Consider the following 17,679-nt stretch of genomic DNA (forward strand, 5'->3'; position numbering starts at 1 on the left):
ACATCGGTGACCGCGATCACGTCCGTCCGATTGGTCCGTGACCGCGCCACCTGGCTCATCTACCTCCAGCTCGGCGTCTTCGCCACCTACCTGTACGGCCTCAGCGCGGTCCTGCCGCTGCTCCGCCTCGACCTGGAGATCACCCAGGCCGTCGCCGGGCTGCACGGCACCGCGATGGCGGCGGGCGCCGTCCTGACCGGGCTCGCGCTGCCCCGGCTGACCCGCGCGATCGGCCGCCCGGCCGTCGCCTGGACCGGCCTGGCCGGGATGAACGCCGGCGTGCTGCTGGTGCTGTTCGGCGGCGTCCTGCCGGTCACCCTCCTCGGGTACGCCGTCGCCGGCGGGATGGCCTCGATCATGCTCTACTCGGGCATGGCCGTGCTCAGCGACCACCACGGCCCGGCGGGTCCCGCGGCGATCAGCGAGGCCAACGCGGTGTGCGTGACCGTCGGCATCGCGGTGCCGTTCCTGGTCAGCCTCGCCGCGCAGAGCGCGCTCGGCTGGCGGGCCGCGCTGCTGGCCACCCCGGTCGCGAGCGCCCTGCTCGTCCTGGCCATGGGCCGCGTCCGGATCCCCGGGGCCGGACGCGCCGGGACCGCCGGAGCCGGTGCGGTCCCGGCGGGCGGAGAACGGTCCGGCGCGCGCGACCGCGCCGAGGCCGCCGGGGACGGTGCGGCCCCGGCGGCCGGGGAGCGGTTCGGCGCGCGGTTCTACCTGGCCGGCGCGGTGCTGTTCTGCTGCGTCGCGATGGAGTTCTGCTTCAACCTGTGGGCGGCGAAGCTGGTCTCCGACCAGACGGGGCTGTCGGCGGCGGTGGCGGCGACCGCGCTGACCGCGTTCACCGCCGGCATGGCCGCCGGTCGCTGGGGCGGCGCCTGGCTGGCCCTGCGGATCGCGCCGACCCCCCTGTTCGTCGGCGCGCTCGCGCTCACCGGCGCGGGCTGGGCGATCTTCTGGGTGAGCGGGGACCCCGTCGTGTCCTACCTGGGCCTGGTCCTGTCCGGGATCGGCGTCTCGCTGCACTTCCCACTGGCGCTCTCGCGCGTGCTCGCCGCCTCCGGCGGCCTCCTGGACCGGGCCTCGGCCGTGGCCTCGGTCTTCTCCGGCCTGGCCATCGGCGCGGGACCGTTCGTACTGGGCGCGCTGGCCGACGGGTTCGGCGCCCAGCGCGCCTTCCTCATGGTCCCCGTGCTGATCGGCCTGGCCGTCGGCGGGATCCTGGCCGGCGGGCGGTAGACGGCGCGGGGCCGGCAGGCGGCCGAGGGGCGGACAGGGCCGCGCCCCGGTCCCGGCCGGTCAGCTCCAGGTGGCGTTCTTCAGCACGTTCGACAGGCCGGGGGTGTTCCACACGTCCACCACCAGGATCTTCGAGGTGGGCAGGAACCACTCCCGCTGGGCGAAGGTCGCCGTCTGCCGCCCGCCCTGGTGCGTCACGCACCGGCCGAACCAGGAGACGTACTTCGCCTTGTGCCCGCGCCCGACCCGGCGCAGGCCGGCCGCGGTGGGCTTGCCGATCACCTGGCCGGTCTTGGCGCTGAAGGGACAGGACTGCACGTCGCTCGCCGGGTAGAAGGGCTGCTCGCCGGTGTAGGCGCCGAAGCCCTCGCGACCGTACTTGATCGCCTCCGGGCCGAGCACCCAGAAGCCCTTGCAGCCGGGGGCGAAGTAGGCGGGCCGGTCGCACCGGCCCGTCTGCACCAGCATCCAGTCGCCCTGGCGGTGCACCTGCCAGCCGGAGGGGACCCGCAGCCTCATCCCCCGGAAGGAGACGGTCCGGGTGCCCGCCGCCCCCGACGTCTCCGCGGCGGTCGCCGTACCCGAGGCCCCCGCGGCCCCCGAGGTCTCCGCGGCGGCCGAGGCGGTGACCGGGGCGGCGAGCACGGTGACGCCGGCCAGCGCGGCGAGGACGAAAGATCGCTTTCTCATGCCGGCAAGCTATCGGCCGCCACTTGCCGCCGACTTGACGGCCGGTTGTACCCGCCCCGGGCCGCGGCTCGTCGTGCCCCGGATCACCGCCGGTCGTGCCCCGGGTCACCGCCGGCGCGCGGCGATCGCGTCGCTGATCGAGCCGAGCAGCTCGACGACCCCGGCGGGCCCGTCCACCACGATGTCGGCCTCCACGCTGAGTTCGGCCGACCCGCTGAACACCGTCACGCCGGGCAGCCCGCAGGTCCGTACGGCCTCGAAGGCCGCCAGGTCGCCCAGGTCGTCCCCGGCGAACAGCACCGAGCGCGCCGAGCGCTCCCGCAGGAAGTCGCCCAGCGCCACCCCCTTGTCCGTCCCCGGCGGCCGGAGCTCCAGCACGAACTTGCCCGGCTCGACCGCCAGGCCCGTCTCCGCGGCCAGCTCCGCGACCGGCCCGGCCAGCGCGTCGAACGCGGCCTGCGGCGACGCGGTCCGCCGGGTGTGCACGGCCACCGCCCGCCCCTTGTCCTCGATCCCGACCCCGGCGATCCCGGCGACCAGCGTGGGCAGCTCGGCTCTGACCGTGATCAGGCCGGGATGGGGCGGCGGGCTGGACAGCTCGCCGCCCTCCCAGCGTTCGAGGCCGTAGTGGCCGAGCACGACCAGGCCGGGCACTGCGGCCAGGGAGCCGTACTCGACGGCCGTGGCCGCCGGGCGGCCCGTGATGACGACCAGGGAGCCGACCAGCCCGCCGAGCCTGGCCAGCGCCTCCGGACCGGCCGGGTGGATCCTGGCCGCCTCCGGGTCGGGCACGATCGGTGCGAGCGTGCCGTCGAAGTCGAGGCCGACCACCGCTCCGGCGGGGTCGGCCACGATCGCCTCCAGTGCTTCGATCATGCTTCGCCACCCGTCCTGTCGAAGATCATGCTTCGCCACCCGTCCTGTCGAAGATCATGCTTCGGTGCCCGTCCTGTCGGATCCCCTGCCTGCCGGGGAGCTCCCGGAAGACGCCCGCACCGGCGGGCCCGCCGGTGCCGTACCCGCGGATCAGGGGCGCAAGCCCAGCCTCCGGGCGGCACGGTCGCGCCTGCGGCTCTCGCGGAGCCGGCGCAGGCGCTTGACCAGCATCGGGTCGTGGGCGAGGGCCTCGGGTCTGTCGATGAGCTCGCTGAGCAGCTGGTAGTAGCGGGTGGCGGACAGGTCGAAGGCCTCGCGGATGGCCTGCTCCTTGGCGCCCGCGTAACGCCACCACTGGCGTTCGAAGGCGAGCAGCTCCCGCTCCCTCTCGGTGAGGGCCCGCGCGGCCGGGTTCCGGGCGGCGCCCTGAGCGGCGTCCTGGGCAGCACTGTCACCGGGAATCGGCGCAGTGTCCATTGGTGTCCTCCTCGGTCGGGCGCACGATGACCGCACCGCGCGCACGCGGCCCGATGCCAGGATAGTCGGGAATTTCCGGCTGTTCATGGCAGATGGTCAGACGTACAGTCACCTGATGTGACCTCTGTCATCACCCTCCTCACCGACTACGGGACGGAAGACGGCTACGTCGCCATGTGCCACGGCGTCATCGCCGGGATCGCGCCGGGCATCCGCATCATCGACGTGTGCCACCTCGTGCCCTCCGGCGACGTACGGCGCGGCGCGGCGATCCTGGCACAGACGGTTCCCTATCTCCCCCCGGGCATACATGTCGCCGTCATCGACCCCGGCGTCGGCGGCTCCCGCCGGGCCGTGGCGGTGGAGGCCGGCGACCACGTCTTCCTCGGCCCCGACAACGGGGTGCTCTCCTGGGCGGTCCACGCCGCCGGCGGCGCGCGGACGGCCCACCAGCTCGCCCGCGCGGAGTTCTTCCTGGAACGGGTCTCGCCGACGTTCCAGGGACGCGACGTCTTCGCCCCCGTGGCCGCCCACCTGGCGACCGGCCGCACCCCGGCCGAGCTCGGGCCGGAGGTCCCGCCGGACAGGCTGGTCTCCCTGCCCGCCCCGGCCTCCCTGCTCCGGGAGGACGCCGTGGAGGGCGAGGTGCTGTCGGTGGACCGCTACGGGAACGTCCAGCTCTCCATCAGCGCGGGCGATCTGGGCTCCCTGGGCGTCCGGGCGGGGAGCGTCCTGGCGGTCCGGCTCGGCAGGCGGCAGATCGCGGTGCCGTTCCGCGAGACGTTCGCCGCGGTCCCCCCGGGCGACCTGGTCGCCTTCACCGACTCGGCCGGGCTGGTCGCACTGGCGGTGCACTCCGGCGACGCCTCTCAGCGCCTCGGCCTGCCGCCGGGAGCCCACGTGAGACTCGCACCGGCCTCCTGAACCCAGGTGATCCGCGCCGGCCTCCTGAACCCAGATGAGGCCGGTGCCGGCCCGCTGAGCCCGGCACCGGCCCCCGCACGGCCATATCCCGCATACAGGGCATGGTGCGCTACGGATGATGCTGGAGTGATTAAAGGTAATAACCATCCGTATTGTCTCGTTTACTGAAAGCACCGGACCGACCCGGTGATCACGTGTCAGAATCCCCTCTGACGTCTTCTCCCCTCCCCCTTGACGAGGTCGCCGTGTCCTCTGCACGCGCGCTCAGTGCCGCTCTGGCCGTGACCGTCCTCACCGCGTCCGCCTGGCCCGCCGACTCCGCCGGCGGCTCCCCGGACCACCCGGGGCGACGGGAGCCGCAGTGGGCGCTGACCGCGCTGGACGCGCGGGAGGCCTGGCGGACCACCCGCGGCGCGGGGGTGACCGTCGCGGTGCTGGACACGGGGGTCGACGCCGCCCACCCCGACCTCGCGGGCGCGGTCGTCGAAGGCCCCGACCTGACGGGCACGGCGCGCAGGAGTTCGCTGTGGGGGCGCCACGGCACCGCCATGGCCAGCGTCATCGCCGGCCGCGGGCACGGCGGCGGCCGCTCCCCGGGCGTCACGGGGATCGCCCCCGCCGCGAAGGTCCTGTCCGTCCGGGTCGCGCTGGAGAACGACGACCCCCGGCGCGGCCGGGACCGCGAGCGGGGCCGGGACGCGCTGGCCCGGGGCATCCGCTACGCCGCCGACCGCGGCGCCCGGGTGATCAGCATGTCCCTGGGCGGCGGCGGAGGGTCGTGGAAGGGGTCCGCGGCCGAGGAGCGGGCGGTGCGGTACGCCCTGGGCAGGGGCGCGGTGCTGGTGGCCTCCTCCGGCAACGACGGCGCGGGCCCGAACCGGCGCAACTTCCCCGCCGCCTACCCGGGAGTGATCGCGGTGGGCGCGGTGGACGAGAGGATGCGCGTGACGTCCTTCTCCAACCGGCAGGACTACCTGTCCGTGGTCGCGCCGGGCAGCGGGATCCTCACCGCCGACGGGCCGGACTCCTACGTGGTCGGGGACGGCACGAGCTCGGCCGCCGCCCTGGTCGCCGGGGTGGCGGCGCTGGTCAGGGCGGCCTTCCCCGAACTGGGTCCGGCCGAGGTCCGCCGGGCCGTCGAGCGCGGCACCGTCCATGCCCCGGCGGGCGGGCACGACCCGGCCTACGGCCACGGCGTGGTCAACGCGGCCCGGGCGCTGGAGGAGGCGGCCGGGATCCGCCGCCGGCCGCTCCGGGCCTCCGCCCCGCGGTGGACCCCGCCCGGCCCGCTCGTCGACGCGGTGCTCTCCCGCCGGGCCGTCTGCGTCCTGCTGGTCCTGTTCGTCCTCGCCCTGACCGCCCACCGGCTGACCCGGCGCCGCCGCGGCGGCGCCTCCGGCCTCCCCGGCCCCCGATGAGCCCACCCGGTCCCCGATGAGCCCACCCGGTCCCCGGTGAGCCCGCCCGGCCCACGACCCGCCTGAACCTCCGCCACACCCCCGGTCACCGCGACCGGCCGCACCCGGTCGCCGGCCGTGTCCCGGCCCCCGCCGGGCCCGCCGTACAGCGGACACTCCCCCGACGGTCAAGATCCGAGCCGTTTCCGACCCCGACCATGGCCGGCTCGGTAACGGCTCGGCCATCATCGCCATCGCCCTTCGGGGTTCCGCTCCTGCGGCGGCGACCCGGTCCCCATACTGCTAAGCGCCAGTTCGGCATCACATCGGCCCAGCACGACCGCATCCCGCGTGCCCGGCCCGGAAAATCTTCGGGGGAAGAACAACCATGATCCGTCGCATTCTCGCGGCCACCGCCATCGCCGGCATCGCCGTCGCCGGCACGGCCACCCTGGCCTCCGCGAACGTCTTCGACAGCCCCAACCCGCTCGAGCGCATCCTGAGCGAGAACGGTCCGCTCAGCTCGCTCCTGGGGGGCGGCGGCGGCCTCGGCGACCTCCTGGGCCGCGGCGAAGGGGCCCCGCACGGGGCTCCGCACGAGCAGTACCCGGGCGGCGGCCCGGACGGCGGCTACCCCGGTGACGGTCCGTACGGCGAGTACCGCGGCGACGGCCCGCAGGGCTAGTACCCGGTGGACCGCCCGCACGGCCGGTCCACCGGCGACATCAGGTGGTCCGCGCACCCCGGCGGCGCTTCCGCGCCCGCCGCCGGGGGCGGGAGCGCCCACCGCGCTCCCCTGACCCTGCGGGTCGGCCCCGCGGGTCAGTAGGGCCGGGGCACCGGGTAGAGCTCGGGGAAATGGCAGGCGCTCTCATGCGAGGCGCCGGGCCGTACCTGGAGCGGCGGCTCCTGCTGGGCGCAGACGTCCTGCGCCTTCCAGCACCGGGTGCGGAACCGGCAGCCCGACGGCGGGTCCGCCGGGGAGGGCGGGTCCCCCTGCAGGATGATCCGCTCGCGCCGCTCGCGCCCGTCCGGGTCGGGGACGGGCACCGCCGACAGGAGCGCCTGGGTGTAGGGGTGCTCCGGCCGGCCGTAGATGTCGGCGTCCCGGCCGAGCTCGACCAGCTTGCCGAGGTACATCACGCCGACGCGGTCGGAGATGTGCCGGACCACCGACAGGTCGTGGGCGATGAAGATGTAGGACAGCCCGAACTCGCGCTGCAGCCGCCCCAGCAGGTTGACGACCTGCGCCTGGATCGACACGTCGAGCGCCGAGACCGGCTCGTCGCAGATGATGATCTCGGGCCGGAGCGCCAGCCCCCGCGCGATGCCGATGCGCTGGCGCTGACCGCCGGAGAACTGGTGCGGGTAGCGGTCGGCGTGGTCCGGGTCGAGGCCCACGATCTCCAGGAGCTCCTGCACCCTGCGCCGGCGCCGCCCCCTGGGCAGCACGTCCGGGTGGATCTCGTACGGCTCGCCGACGATGTCCCCGACGGTCATCCGCGGGTTCAGCGACGTGTACGGGTCCTGCATCACCATCTGGATGTTGCGGCGGACCTCCTTGAGCCCGGCGCCCTTCGCCCGGGTGATCTCCCGGCCGCCCACCCGGACCGAGCCCGAGGTCGGCCGCTCCAGCGCCATCAGCAGCCTGGCCAGCGTGGACTTCCCGCAGCCGGACTCGCCCACGATGCCGAGCGTCTCGCCCCGGCGCAGGTCGAAGGAGACGCCGTCCACGGCCCTGATCGCGCCGACCTGCCTCCTGGCCAGCAGGCCCTGCGTCACCGGGAAGTGCTTGACCAGGTCGCGGACCTCGAGAACCGGGTCACCCGTGGCTGCCATCGAGGACCTCCCTCCAGTAGTGGCAGGCGCTGCCGCGGGTCGGGCCGATGCGGTGCAGCGGCGGCGCCTCGACGGCGCAGTCCCCCTGCCGGTAGGGGCAGCGCGGGGCGAAGGAGCAGCCCGGCGGCATGTCCAGCAGGTTCGGCGGCAGGCCCGTGATGGCGTGCAGTTCCCGTCCCTTGCGGTCGACGCGCGGGATCGAGTCCAGCAGGCCCCGGGTGTAGGGGTGGGCCGGGGCCCGGTAGGCGTCGCGCACGAGGGCGTGCTCGACGATCCGCCCGCCGTACATGACGGCGATCTTGTCGGCCGCGTCGGCGACCACGCCGAGGTCGTGGGTGATCAGGATCATCCCCATGCCGCTCTCGCGCTGGATCTCCGCGAGCAGCTCCATGATCTGCGCCTGCACCGTCACGTCGAGCGCGGTGGTCGGCTCGTCGGCGATCAGCAGCTCCGGCTCCAGCGCGACCGCCATCGCGATCATGATGCGCTGGCGCATGCCGCCGGAGAACTGGTGCGGGTAGTCGTGCAGCCGGCGGGCGGCGCCGGGGATGCGGACCCGGTCCATCAGCTCGACGGCCCGGCGCTCGGCGTCGCGCCGGGAGGCGCCCTGGTGCACCCGGAACATCTCGCCGATCTGCCATCCCACGGTGAAGACCGGGTTCAGCGCGGAGAGCGCGTCCTGGAAGATCATCGCGATCCGGCGCCCCCGGACCCGCGCCCGGTTCTCCTCGCTCAGCCCGAGCAGGTCCGTGCCCCGGAAGAGGATCCGGCCCCGGGTGACGCGCGCCGGGGGGGTGTCGAGGATGCCCATGATCGCCTGGGCGGTCACGGACTTGCCCGAGCCCGACTCGCCGAGCACGGCCAGCGTCTCGCCCGCCTCCAGCGCGTAGTCCACCCCGTTGACCGCCTTCACGGCGCCCTGCCGGGTGGCGAACTCCACGTGCAGGTCCTCGACCGCCAGCAGCGGCTCGCTGCGCGGCGCGGCGCCGCCGCCCCAGGCGGGCAGCATCGATGGCGTACCGCCCGTGATGCCGGTCATGCTCTCCCCCTACCGCAGCTTCGGATCGAGGGCGTCGCGCACCGCGTCGCCCAGCATGATGAAGGCCAGCACCGTGACGCTCAGCAGCGCCGCCGGGAACAGCAGCGGTCCCGCGGCCTCGTGGAAGCGCGCCCGGGCGTCGGCGATCATCAGTCCCCAGGTGATGTCCGGCGACTGGACGCCGAGCCCGAGGAACGACAGGCCCGCCTCGGCGGCGATGAACACGCCGAGGTTGATGGTCGAGACCACGATCAGCGGGGCGACCGAGTTCGGCAGGATGTGCCGGAACATGAGCCGTCCCGCGGACGCGCCGAGCCCCCGGGCCGCGACCACGTAGTCCTGCCCCCTGGCCGTGATCACCGACGCCCGCATGATGCGGAACGTCATCGGCCACGCCAGTACGGCCAGCGCCAGCGTGACCGTCCACACCGTGCCGGTCCGGAAGATCGACAGGATCAGCAGCGCGCCGAGGACCGACGGGATGGCGAAGAACACCTCGGTCACCCGGGACAGCACCGCGTCGAGCCACCCGCCCCGGAAACCGGCCACCAGGCCGAGCAGGCCGCCGGCGAGCGCGGTGAGCACGGTGGTGCCCAGTCCCACCAGCACCGAGTTGCGGGCGCCGTACACGGTCCGGGCGTAGGTGTCGCAGCCCTGGTTGTCGGTGCCGAACCAGTGGGCGGCGCTCGGCCCCTGGCGGGCGTCGCCGAGCACGCAGCCCGCCGCGTCGTACGGGTCCACGGAGGTGAACAGCGAGGGCACCGCCGCCATCACCAGGATCAGCGTGATCAGGACGGCCGAGACGGCGAAGAGCGGGCGGCGGCGCAGGTCGTGCCAGGCGTCGCGCCAGAGCCCGGCGGGCCTGGCCGTCCGGGCGCTCCGGCCGGAGGACTTGGCGTGCCGGGCGCGCCGGGTCTTCGGGGGCGCGCCCTTGGCGGGTGCGGCGCTACTCATAGCGGATCCTCGGGTCGAGCACGGCGTAGAGCAGGTCGACGACCAGGTTGGCCAGCACGTAGACCAGGACCAGGAGTGTCACGATGCCCACGACGACGGGCTGCTGGCGCTCGTAGATCGAGCGGAACAGCTCCTGTCCCAGACCGGGCAGGTTGAAGATGGTCTCGGTGATCACCGCGCTGCCCATCAGGGTGCCGAGGTCGGCGCCGAGATAGGTGACCACGGGGATGAGCGCGTTGCGCAGCGCGTGCCGCCCGACGATCCGGCGCCGGGGCAGCCCCTTGGCCACCGCCGTGCGGACGTAGTCGGCGCGCAGGGTCTCCGCCAGCGTGGTCCTGGTGAGCCGGGTCAGGTACGCGATCGACGTCCCGGCGAGCACGAAGCCCGGCAGCAGGTAGCTGCGCCACCCGTCGAAGGCGCCCGAGATGGGGAAGAAGTCGATCCCGGTGCTCCGCTTGAGCCCGACGCCGAGCAGGAGCTGGAGCACGAAGCCGGTGACCAGCGTCGGGACGGAGATCAGCAGCAGGGTGGCGGCCAGCACCAGCGTGTCCTGGGCCCGGCCCCGGCGCAGCGCCGCGTAGAAGCCGAGGCCGACGCCGATGACGGTCTCCATTACCAGCGCGGTGAGCGCGAGGTTCAGCGAGACCTGGAACTTGCCGGCGATGATCTCCGAGACGCCGCCCCCCGCGAACGTCTCGCCGAAGTCCCCCCGGAGGAGTCCCGAGAGGTAGTGCCAGTACTGGACGAGGAAGGGGTCGTCCAGGTGGTACCGCTCGGTGAGCTCGGCGACGATGTGCGGCGGCATCCGCTTGTCGCCGGCCATCGACGCGATCGGGTCGCCCGGCAGCGCGAAGACGACGGAGAAGATGAGGAACGTGGCGCCCAGCAGTACGGGGATGACCTGGAGCAGGCGCCGGATGACGTAGCGGCCCATCGGATCCGGCTAGGAGCGTGCCGGGATCGACCGGCGGGGGAGGCGCTTCACGGGTGGCCTTTCGTCAATGGGAACGGGCGGGGCCGCCCGGCGCCTCCTCGTGGGAGGCCACCGGGCCGCCGCGTCGCCCGGGGCCCGTCAGGGCCCGGTGGCCCGGGTCGGGGCCGGATGGAGCCCGGCGGGGACCGGTCCCCGCCGGAGCCGGGTGGGCTCCGGCGGGGACCGGCGGGGCCGTCGGGCCGGGTGCGGTCCGCTTCCGGCGGGTCCTAGGCCGCTCTCTCGACCGTGGTCCACTCGACCTGGTTGATCAGGTTGATCTTGACTCCCCGGACGTGCTCGGAGAACGCGGCGTTCAACCGGTAGAAGAAGATCGGGATCATCGGCAGGTCGCGCAGGAGCAGGTCGTCGGCCTTCTGGTAGTACTTCAGGCTCTCCTCCTGGCTGGTGGCGGTGTCGCCCTTGGCCACGAGCTCGTCGAACTGGGTGTTGGAGTAGCCGGAGAAGTTCGAACCGGTCTTGATGGAGCCGGTGGAGAACATCGGGGTCAGGTAGTTCTCCGCGGACGGGTAGTCGATGCTCCAGCCCATCCGGTACATGCCGCCGTACTTCTTGGTGTCCAGCTCGTCGAGGATCTGCTGGAGCTTCTCGAACGGCCGGACCGTGACCTCGATGCCCAGGTTGGAGCGGAGGTTGTTGGCGACCGCCTCGATCCACTCCTTGTGCCCGCCGTCCATGTTGGAGGCGAGCTCCAGCTGCTTCGGCCCGCCGGCCTCGTCGTACAGCCGCTTGGCCTGGGCCGGGTCGTAGGCGCAGGCCGTGCAGGCGCCGGGGCGGTAGCCGTCCAGCAGCGGGTTGATGAAGTCGTCGGCCGGGGCGCGCGTGCCGGAGAAGACCGTCTGGGTGATGGTCTTGCGGTCGATGGCCATCGAGATGGCCTGGCGGATCTGCGGGTTCTCGTACGCCTTGTTGGCCATGATCGGGAAGCCCACGTAGCCCACGCCGGCGTCGGCCTGGTCGATGTAGCGGTCGCCGAGCTCCTTGGCGGTCGAGATCGCCGACGGCGGCAGCTGCTCCAGGATGTCGAGCGTGCCGCCCTGCAGGTCGTTCCAGGCCGTCTCGGCGCTGGTGTAGATCCTGAACTGCAGCTTCTCGAACTTCGGCTTCACCTCGGGGAAGTACTCGTAGCGCGTCAGCTCGATCGTCTGGTCGGTGCCCTTGTTGTAGGGCTTGTCCATCTTGAAGTAGCCCTGGCCGATCGGCTGCCTGGCGTACGCCTCGGTGATCTTCCCGTCGTCGCCGAAGGCGGCCTTGGGCAGCGGGTAGAACACGGTGTACCCGAGCATCGTCCTGAACTGGGAGAAGGGCTGGCTGAGGGTGACCCGGAAGGTCTCGTTGTCGATGACCCGCAGACCCTTCATCTCCGTGGTCACGGGGGTCTTGCCCTCACCCGGGTTCAGGTCGTCGTAGCCCAGGATGCGGGCGAAGAAGTAGTTGCCGCCCTGCGCGTTCTCCTGGTTGGCCGCGTAGTTCCACGCGTCCACGTAGTTCTGCGCGACCAGCTTCTCGCCGTTGTGCCAGGTGAACCCCGGCTCGATCTTGATCGTCCAGACCTTGTTGTCGGTCGACGAGATCGAGTCCGCGACGAAGTCGATGACCTGCTTGTTCTCGTCGTACTTCACGAGCGGAGCGAAGATCGCCCCCATCACCTCGGCGCCCTCGGCCTCGGTGGTGTCGGCGGGGTAGAACAGCTTCTGCGGCTCGCCGATCTTCATGCGCACGGGTTGGTCGGCCCCGGCGACCCCGTCCGCGGAGGTCCCGCTGCCACATGCGGCGAGCCCCAGCGCGAGCAGCACGGTACCGGCGATGATCTTCGCGCCCTTGGTGACACGCATTTGTGGTAAATCCTCCCTTTACAGGTGGGCGTCGACACTGAGCTCCGATGCCCGGGGCAGCCAGGCGGAGGATGCGCGCACCTCGGCCCCCGCTGACCCGGCCAACGCACTGACGCCACACCAGTCGGACGCGACTATTCCGCACCGCCCCACACCGGGTCGTCTCCGTGGTGTTGCAGTTCGGTCACACGCACGTCGCCAGGCGTCACACGGCGACTGCTCCGCGTGACGTAGACTCCCACATGCACACAAAAGAGACATTAATGCATATGTGGCACAGGAATGGCCCCGTCAAGATACCTTCGCGGAGGAGGTGCTCACGCTGGGGTCCGTGCCCGGCGGCACCTGGGCTACCGTTGGCATGGGGGCAGGGGCCTTACTCCCGGAAGAATCCACCCAATCCGCAGGGAACCTCCCGGCCGAAGCTCCCGTCCAATGTGCGGCGGGCCACCGCCGCAGGCATGTCATCCACCACCATCCAATAGAGTCCTTGCCATGAGCCAGCCGGAATCCGCCATCGCGGACGCCCAGGCGGGCGGCCCTAGTGACGGCACCCCCGCCAAGGGGCAGGAGCCGCTGGCCGAGCTCGCCGCGCGCCACGGTCTTCGGCGTGCCATCGCACGCCCGAGCCTGCCCGCCTACCTGCGACAGCTGTGGGAGCGGCGACACTTCGTCATGACGTACGCGACCTCGCGCAACGTCTCGAAGTACAGCAACTCCGCCCTGGGCCAGCTCTGGCAGGTCCTCACCCCGCTGCTCAACGCCGCGATCTACTGGCTGATGTTCGGCCTGATCCTCGGGGCGAAGGGCGACATCGAGAACTACACGGCATTCCTGATCACCGGGATGTTCGTCTTCACCTACACCCAGCGCGCGGTGAGCGGCGGCGCCAAGTCGATCTCCGGCAACCTCTCGCTGATCCGCGCCCTGCACTTCCCCCGCGCGGCGCTCCCGTTCGCCTACACGATCCAGGAGTTCCAGCAGCTGCTGATCTCCATGGGCGTGCTGGTCGTGCTGGTGCCCCTCACCGGTGAGGCGCCCACGTGGCTCTGGCTGCTCGTCCCGGTCGCCCTGCTGCTGCAGACGATGTTCAACGTCGGCGCCAGCCTGGTCCTGGCCCGGGTGGGCGCCACCGCCCGCGACCTGAACCAGCTCCTGCCCTTCATCATGCGCACCTGGCTCTACACCTCCGGGGTGTTCTTCGCCATCGAGCAGCGCGTGGTCAGCGCCGGGCTGCCGCAGTGGATCGCGGACGCGATGTACCTCAACCCCGCCGCCGCCTACATCGAGCTCATGCGCGACCTGCTCATGCGGTCCTATGAGGGGCCGTCGCACATTTGGATCGTCTGCGTATTCTGGGCGCTGTTCGCCCTGATCGGTGGCTTCTGGTACTTCTGGCGAGCCGAGGAGAAGTACGGCCGTGGCTGAGTCGACCGAGGAGCTGTCCCGAGTGAAGGCCGAGGAACCCGGCACCCCCCGTGCGGACGTCCGGGTGCACCCCGACCCGGAGCCCCCGCAGGTGAGCCGCACCCCCACGGTCGTCGTCGACGACCTGCACATCATCTACCGGGTGTACGGCGCCGCCACCGAGGCGGAGAAGGGCAACGCGGCCAACGCCCTGATGCGCCTCCTCAAGCGCCAGGGCCGCCCCCAGACGAAGGAGGTGCACGCCGTCCGCGGCGTCTCCTTCGTCGCCTACCACGGCGACGCCATCGGCATCGTCGGCCGCAACGGCTCCGGCAAGTCCACCCTGCTGCGCGCCATCGCCGGCCTGCTCCCCCCGCACTCCGGCGCGGTCTACACCGACGGCCAGCCCTCCCTGCTCGGCGTCAACGCCGCCCTGATGCGCGAGCTCACCGGCGAGCGCAACATCGTGCTCGGCTGCTACGCGATGGGGCTCAACCCCCAGCAGGTCAGGGAGAAGTACGACGACATCGTCGACTTCTCCGGCATCGGGGAGTTCGTGCAGTTCCCCATGTCGACCTACTCCTCCGGCATGGGCGCCCGGCTCCGCTTCGCCATCGCCTCCGCCAAGGCCCACGACGTGCTGCTCATCGACGAGGCCCTGGCCACCGGCGACCGCGACTTCAAGCGCAAGAGCCAGGAGCGCATCAAGAAGATGCGGGAGGAGGCCGGCACGGTCTTCCTGGTCGCGCACAACCTCGACGTGATCGAGGAGACCTGCAACCGGGTCATCTGGCTGCACAAAGGCAAGATCAAGATGGACGGCGACCCGAAGACCGTGCTCGCCGCCTACAACAAGGGCTGACGACCGGGCAGGATGAGGAGCGTCCGAAACGACGCCCCTACCGGAGGTGAACGGTGTCCCCACGGCCACCCGTCCCGTACGACTTCCTGCCGCCCGTCCCCGCGCTGACCGTAGAGAGCGGCGACGTCCGCGACGGCGAGACCCTGTCCGACGTCCACGTCTTCGACGGCTGGGGCATGTCCGGCGGCAACGTCTCGCCGCACCTGCGCTGGTCGGGCGCCCCGGAGGGCACCCGGAGCTACGCGGTCACCTGCTTCGACCCCGACGCCCCCACCGGCAGCGGGTTCTGGCACTGGCTGCTGTACGACATCCCCGCCGACGTCACCGAGCTGCCCCGGGGCGCGGGCACCGCCGACACCCGCTTCGGCCTGCACGGCCGCAACGACTACAGCACCAAGGAGTACGGCGGCGCCGCCCCGCCGCCCGGCCACCCGCACCGCTACCTGTTCGCCGTCCACGCCCTGGGCGTGGAGAAGCTCGGCGTGGACGCCGACGCCCCGCCGGCCGTGATCGGCTTCAACATCACCGCCAACACCCTGGCCCGCGGCTACCTGGCGCCCGTCTACGAGGTGGGCTGAGCACGGCCGCCGCCTCCGGCGGCGCCGGTGCGACTGGTCCGCCTGCGGCCCCGTCGCGCCGGCGCCGCCGCACGGCGAGTCGTGAGGCGATCGACTGACACCGGGGCCGATGTTCGGTTATGATTCGAACGCTGGTTCGAGCAACGGATTCTACCTAGGAAGCCGTCGTGACTCCTCCACTCCCCCAAGGGAGCGGCTTCTCGCTTCCCTCCACTGAGGTGGGCGACGGCCGAGCCCTGACCGCTCCGGACAGCAGGACCTCGGCAGGTGAGCGGTTCTCCTACCGAGCGAAAAATCGAGAAGCCGCTGGAAGATGATGGAGTGGGGGCACGCGATGCGAGAGCTGTCGACCGCGATCGACCACCTGGCCGCAGAAGATCCGTCCGAGATTCCCCATCTTCAGCTCACCCAGCAGCTCATCGAGCTGCACTGGCAGATGGCCAGGCTCCAGGCCCAGATCGCCCGCCGCACGTCCGTCCGGACCCCCGGCGACTGAGCGGTCCCCCGGCCGGGCACCCGAAGAGACCGGCCGGTGCGCACCGGCCGGTCTCTTCGCACGTGTGCCCGGACCTCCGTACGGAGCGTCCGGAAAACGGCTACCGGGTGAGGTTCTCCGTGACGCCCCGGACCACGCCGGTCACCGAGTCGAGCGTCCCGGCGGCCGCCTCGCCGCTCTGCGCGCTGCGGTTGCCCAGCAGCGGCGAGAGTTCGTCGATGGAGGCCGAGCGGGTGACCGGCTCGACCGCGCCCACGAGCGGGCCGGCCTCGGCCGGGGCCAGGCCGCCGACGAGCGGGGCGACGGTGCCCGCCCGCTCGGCTCCCTGCGGGACCGCCTGGTTCAGGCCGTCCACCAGGCCCTCGACCCGGGGCCGCTGGTGGGTGAGGCCCTCGGCGCCCTCCACGGTCCCCTGGACGTTCTCCACCGAGCGCGCCCCGGAATGGGTCAGCCCGTTCGTGGCGCCGACGAGGTGCCCGGCGCTGTCGGTGGTCCCGGCCAGCGGCCCCGCCTCACCGGTGACGCCCCGCAGCGGGCCGGCCCCCTGGGTCAGCTGCTCGGCGGGGACGCCCAGCAGCCGCTCGACGGCGGCCGAGGCCTTCCCGAACACTCCGTCGGTGACCGGCGGGGCGCCCTGTCCACCGGTCAGGCCCTCCAGACCCTGACCGCCCGCCAGGCCGTCCAGCCGCCCGCCGGTGAGGCCGCCGGCGAGCCCCCGGATCGCCATGGAGACGGTCTCGGTCGCGTCCTGACCGCCGAGGGAGGGGATCGACTGCGCCTGGGCGGGCGTGCAGATCGCCGCCGCCAGCCCCAGCGCCGCAACGGCCACGGCCGTCTTGATGACTCGCTTCATGATTGCCTTCCCAGCTCGTGATCAGCCCGCTTCCTCTGACATTTCAGAGAATGCGGGCCCCAAGACTCCGTTTTCGCCGGTGGCGCGGTTTGAGAGGATTACAGGGGGTGCACCGACCGGAAGCTGTCCTGCGAATTTCTATCACCGCCGCGTCGGGCGTTCCGGCCTGTTTACGATGACCAGAGCACCTGTTGAAGCAAGGGCCGGGAGGGCTCCCCGCCTGCGCGGGAGGGCCCGGGAGCCCATCCCACGAGGCCACGAAAACGGAAATGTCCCCACGAAGGAGAACGTCTTGGTTCCTGTACGCCGGAAAAATCCCGGAAGCCGGGAAGGGGCTTCCCGATCGCGGGACAAACCGCGGGGAAAGAAGCGGGAAAACGGCTCCGGCGAACCGCGGCCCCGGACTTTCCCGTCACCGGGGAACGGCTTGACCGGAGGCGATCAAGCGGACGACCTCTTGACCGGAGGCGATCAGGCGGACGACCGCGCCCCGGCCCCGGCCGGTTCGAAGGGGAAGCGGTCGGCGAAGGCCGGCCGGAGGTCGGTGAGCCACACCGCCTCGGGGTCGTACTCGGCGAAGAACGGCCTGCCCACCAGCCCGGGATCACGCGCCTGGATGAGGTGGAGCACGAAGACCTTCCGCCCGGCGACCTCCGCGACGCCGTCGACGCAGACCTTGCCGGGCGTGGCCGACATCGACGGGCCCCGCACGGTACGGCACAGCCCCGAGACGTCCGCGTACGCGTCCCGGAAGATCTCGTGGGCCCGCGCGAGCGGCACCGCGAAATAGTCCTGCGGCCCGGTGTCCCGCTCGACGAACATGTAGTACGGCACCATGCCCATCACGTGCTGCCGCCGCCACATCGACGACCAGACGGCCGCATCGTCGTTGACGGTGCGGATCAGCGGCGCCTGGGTGCGGATCACCGCCCCCGTGCCGAGGATCCCTGCCACCGCCGCCTCCACCAGCGGGGAGTCCATCTCCCGGGGGTGGGAGAAATGGGCCATGAAGGCGAGGTTCTTGCCCGCGTCCACCACGGAGGCGAACAGCTTGAGGGTGTCGTCGGCGTCCGGGTCCGAGACGAACCGCTGCGGCCAGTAGGCCAGGGACTTGGTGCCGATCCGGACGGACTCCAGCTGCTCGACCTCCAGCAGCGGCTCCAGGTAGCGGCGGAGCACCGCCTCACCCATGATCATGGGGTCGCCGCCGGTCAGCAGCACGCTG

Annotated in this window: 17 protein-coding genes and 1 pseudogene; 8 read left to right on the plus strand and 10 right to left on the minus strand. The window is 72.2% G+C overall.

The window, feature by feature from the left end; all coding sequences use genetic code 11:
- Positions 1-6 precede the first annotated feature (6 nt).
- Positions 7-1,236: an MFS transporter gene (locus IEZ06_RS26690; protein ID WP_189239433.1), complete on the plus strand. Its 1,230-nt coding sequence runs from the start codon at positions 7-9 to the stop codon at positions 1,234-1,236.
- 60 nt (positions 1,237-1,296) lie between these two features.
- Here the strand turns inward: IEZ06_RS26690 and IEZ06_RS26695 are convergent, their stop codons facing one another.
- The 3 genes from IEZ06_RS26695 to IEZ06_RS26705 all read right to left on the minus strand — a co-directional run bounded on the left by IEZ06_RS26695 (position 1,297) and on the right by IEZ06_RS26705 (position 3,279).
- Positions 1,297-1,926 carry a hypothetical protein gene (locus IEZ06_RS26695; protein WP_189239434.1) on the minus strand — a complete coding sequence of 210 codons (630 nt, stop codon included), beginning with the start codon at positions 1,924-1,926 and terminating at the stop codon, positions 1,297-1,299.
- Between the two features lie 105 nt (positions 1,927-2,031).
- Complete coding sequence (otsB, locus tag IEZ06_RS26700) at positions 2,032-2,802, minus strand: trehalose-phosphatase (protein WP_189239435.1); 771 nt, start codon at positions 2,800-2,802, stop codon at positions 2,032-2,034.
- Between the two features lie 150 nt (positions 2,803-2,952).
- Positions 2,953-3,279: a DUF3263 domain-containing protein gene (locus IEZ06_RS26705; protein WP_189239436.1), complete on the minus strand. Its 327-nt coding sequence runs from the start codon at positions 3,277-3,279 to the stop codon at positions 2,953-2,955.
- 117 nt (positions 3,280-3,396) lie between these two features.
- Between IEZ06_RS26705 and IEZ06_RS26710 the strand changes: the two genes are divergently transcribed.
- From IEZ06_RS26710 to IEZ06_RS26720, 3 genes are all read left to right on the plus strand, one after another.
- Entirely contained in the window at positions 3,397-4,203 is an 807-nt protein-coding gene (locus IEZ06_RS26710) for an SAM hydrolase/SAM-dependent halogenase family protein (RefSeq protein WP_189239437.1), read from the plus strand.
- 245 nt (positions 4,204-4,448) lie between these two features.
- Positions 4,449-5,621: a S8 family serine peptidase gene (locus tag IEZ06_RS37310; RefSeq protein WP_189239438.1), complete on the plus strand. Its 1,173-nt coding sequence runs from the start codon at positions 4,449-4,451 to the stop codon at positions 5,619-5,621.
- 367 nt (positions 5,622-5,988) lie between these two features.
- Entirely contained in the window at positions 5,989-6,285 is a 297-nt protein-coding gene (locus tag IEZ06_RS26720) for a hypothetical protein (RefSeq protein WP_189239439.1), read from the plus strand.
- Between the two features lie 137 nt (positions 6,286-6,422).
- On the opposite strand, the gene IEZ06_RS26725 is transcribed toward IEZ06_RS26720, so the two are convergent.
- The 5 genes from IEZ06_RS26725 to IEZ06_RS26745 all read right to left on the minus strand — a co-directional run bounded on the left by IEZ06_RS26725 (position 6,423) and on the right by IEZ06_RS26745 (position 12,258).
- Entirely contained in the window at positions 6,423-7,439 is a 1,017-nt protein-coding gene (locus tag IEZ06_RS26725) for an ABC transporter ATP-binding protein (RefSeq protein WP_189239440.1), read from the minus strand.
- Positions 7,423-8,448, minus strand: coding sequence for an ABC transporter ATP-binding protein (locus tag IEZ06_RS26730; protein WP_189239450.1), 1,026 nt, complete (start codon positions 8,446-8,448; stop codon positions 7,423-7,425). The genes IEZ06_RS26725 and IEZ06_RS26730 overlap by 17 nt, the downstream gene beginning before the upstream one ends.
- Positions 8,449-8,487: 39 nt before the next feature.
- Positions 8,488-9,432 (minus strand): ABC transporter permease, encoded by a 945-nt coding sequence (locus tag IEZ06_RS26735; RefSeq protein WP_189239441.1) that lies wholly within the window; start codon positions 9,430-9,432, stop codon positions 8,488-8,490.
- Positions 9,425-10,366, minus strand: coding sequence for an ABC transporter permease (locus tag IEZ06_RS26740; RefSeq protein ID WP_189239442.1), 942 nt, complete (start codon positions 10,364-10,366; stop codon positions 9,425-9,427). The genes IEZ06_RS26735 and IEZ06_RS26740 overlap by 8 nt, the downstream gene beginning before the upstream one ends.
- Before the next feature lie 266 nt (positions 10,367-10,632).
- Positions 10,633-12,258 carry a peptide ABC transporter substrate-binding protein gene (locus IEZ06_RS26745; protein ID WP_189239443.1) on the minus strand — a complete coding sequence of 542 codons (1,626 nt, stop codon included), beginning with the start codon at positions 12,256-12,258 and terminating at the stop codon, positions 10,633-10,635.
- A gap of 495 nt (positions 12,259-12,753) precedes the next feature.
- On the opposite strand from IEZ06_RS26745, the gene IEZ06_RS26750 reads away from it, so the two are divergent.
- The 4 genes from IEZ06_RS26750 to IEZ06_RS26765 all read left to right on the plus strand — a co-directional run bounded on the left by IEZ06_RS26750 (position 12,754) and on the right by IEZ06_RS26765 (position 15,601).
- On the plus strand, positions 12,754-13,686 hold the full coding sequence (locus tag IEZ06_RS26750; RefSeq protein WP_189239444.1) for an ABC transporter permease: 933 nt from the start codon (positions 12,754-12,756) through the stop codon (positions 13,684-13,686).
- The gene (locus IEZ06_RS26755; RefSeq protein ID WP_189239445.1) at positions 13,679-14,527 is read left to right on the plus strand and encodes an ABC transporter ATP-binding protein; all 849 of its coding nucleotides are present in this window, start codon (positions 13,679-13,681) and stop codon (positions 14,525-14,527) included. Before IEZ06_RS26750 ends, IEZ06_RS26755 begins: the two co-directional genes overlap by 8 nt.
- 53 nt (positions 14,528-14,580) lie before the next feature.
- Entirely contained in the window at positions 14,581-15,105 is a 525-nt protein-coding gene (locus IEZ06_RS26760; protein ID WP_189239446.1) for a YbhB/YbcL family Raf kinase inhibitor-like protein, read from the plus strand.
- A gap of 334 nt (positions 15,106-15,439) precedes the next feature.
- On the plus strand, positions 15,440-15,601 hold the full coding sequence (locus IEZ06_RS26765) for a hypothetical protein (protein WP_229798724.1): 162 nt from the start codon (positions 15,440-15,442) through the stop codon (positions 15,599-15,601).
- Between the two features lie 100 nt (positions 15,602-15,701).
- Here the strand turns inward: IEZ06_RS26765 and IEZ06_RS26770 are convergent, their stop codons facing one another.
- On the minus strand, positions 15,702-16,454 hold the full coding sequence (locus IEZ06_RS26770) for a hypothetical protein (protein WP_189239447.1): 753 nt from the start codon (positions 16,452-16,454) through the stop codon (positions 15,702-15,704).
- A 471-nt stretch (positions 16,455-16,925) separates the two neighbouring features.
- A pseudogene (locus IEZ06_RS26775) lies at positions 16,926-17,679 on the minus strand (lysine 2,3-aminomutase); the annotation flags it as partial.

Source organism: Planomonospora antibiotica (assembly GCF_014647955.1).
Taxonomy (GTDB): domain Bacteria; phylum Actinomycetota; class Actinomycetes; order Streptosporangiales; family Streptosporangiaceae; genus Planomonospora; species Planomonospora parontospora.